The sequence below is a fragment of the Melioribacter sp. Ez-97 genome (assembly GCF_051488665.1).
Lineage (GTDB): Bacteria > Bacteroidota > Ignavibacteria > Ignavibacteriales > Melioribacteraceae > Melioribacter.
In genome coordinates this window covers 1-1,411 of sequence record NZ_JBPSEG010000030.1, presented here as the reverse complement: position 1 = coordinate 1,411, position 1,411 = coordinate 1, and the positions used below count along the sequence as shown (strand labels likewise).

2 protein-coding genes are annotated in these 1,411 nt (G+C 37.1%); both read left to right on the top strand.

Going from position 1 to position 1,411, the window contains the following annotated elements; genetic code table 11:
- The first annotated feature begins 63 nt into the window (after positions 1-63).
- Entirely contained in the window at positions 64-378 is a 315-nt protein-coding gene (locus tag ACSSWA_RS14880; RefSeq protein ID WP_437357439.1) for a transposase, read from the top strand.
- A 53-nt stretch (positions 379-431) separates the two neighbouring features.
- The gene (locus ACSSWA_RS14875) at positions 432-1,358 is read left to right on the top strand and encodes an IS3 family transposase (RefSeq protein ID WP_437357437.1); all 927 of its coding nucleotides are present in this window, start codon (positions 432-434) and stop codon (positions 1,356-1,358) included.
- Positions 1,359-1,411 lie beyond the last annotated feature (53 nt).

The window sequence follows — 1,411 nt, the reverse complement described above, 5'->3', positions numbered from 1 at the left end:
TGTTATGCTTCAGATGGAAATGGAATTTCCTAAATTTACATAAGAGTAAAAAAGGAGAATTCCATGCAACAAAGAAAACACTACACAGCCGAACAAAAAGTAATGATTCTAAGAGAACTCTTAGAGAACAATGTACCAATAAGTCAGTTAGCCGAGAAGTATCAAGTTCGTCCAAAGGATATTTACAACTGGAAGAAAAAATTATTTGAATCGGCTACAGAAATATTTACGCCAAAGAAGTCTAATACAAAGCAAACAAGCGCGGAACAAAAGAAGATCGAAAAGCTTCAAGCTAAGCTAAAAGACCGTGATGAAGCCATCAGTTATCTTCTTAGGGAGAACATAGAAATAAAAAAAAGTATCTCTGGGGACGATTAAATGCTAAATGGGTCGAACCTGACATACGAGATAACATTGTGAGTTTTACTAAAATGATGACCGTAAAAACCGATACTCCGTTAAATAAACTGCTGGCGATGATTGGTATTAATTCCAGCAAATATTACTCTTGGATAGACCGTAATGAAAGACCCAATAATCATAACGGTTTTATTCCAAAGAAGCATTGGATACTTGATTGGGAAAGAGGAGCAATTATTAACTATGCCCGTCTTCATGTTGACGAAGGTTACCGAAGATTGACATATATGATGCTTGATGAAAACATCGTAGCAGTAAGTCCTTCGACGACATACAGAGTATTAAAATCAGCCGGTCTGTTGAATCGCAGGAATAAGGTTAAACATTCCTCCAAAGGTAGCGGCTTTGTTCAACCGACCATGCCTCATCAACACTGGCATACTGATATCAAATACGTAAACTTCCGGGGTACGTTCTTATTCCTCATCTCGGTTATTGACGGTTACTCTCGTTATATTGTCCATCACGAAGTAAGGACTAACATGCAAGAGTATGACATTCAAATTGTTGTTCAGAGAGCATTGGAAAAATATCCCGGCGTTAAACCACGACTGATTACCGACAACGGTTCCCAGTTTATCTCCAGGGACTTTGCAGAATATGTTAAAGAAGTTGGGCTTCAGCATATTAGAACATCTATTGCTTATCCCCAGAGCAATGGTAAGATTGAACGATATCACAGAACCGTTCACGAAGAATGTTTGGCTACTAAATCATTAATTAATCTTGACGATGTCAGAAAAAAAATCGCTGAATTCATTGAATTTTACAATACCAAGCGACTGCATAGCTCTTTGTTCTATTTAACTCCGGATGATTTTTTAACCAACAGAATTACCGAGAAACTTGAAGCGAGAAATACTAAATTGCAATTAGCTAAAAAAAATCGCTATGAAAATGGCAGACAATTACGCCATGAGGTGATGAATGTGTCCTAATTCTTCACCTTACTTAAATAATCCGAAATTCCATTTCACGCTGAACCATAACA

Coding starts and splice junctions, on each gene's coding strand:
- ACSSWA_RS14875 (WP_437357437.1), top strand. CDS start 432: ATGATGACCGTAAAAACCGATACTCCGTTAAATAAACTGCTGGCGATG.
- ACSSWA_RS14880 (WP_437357439.1), top strand. CDS start 64: ATGCAACAAAGAAAACACTACACAGCCGAACAAAAAGTAATGATTCTA.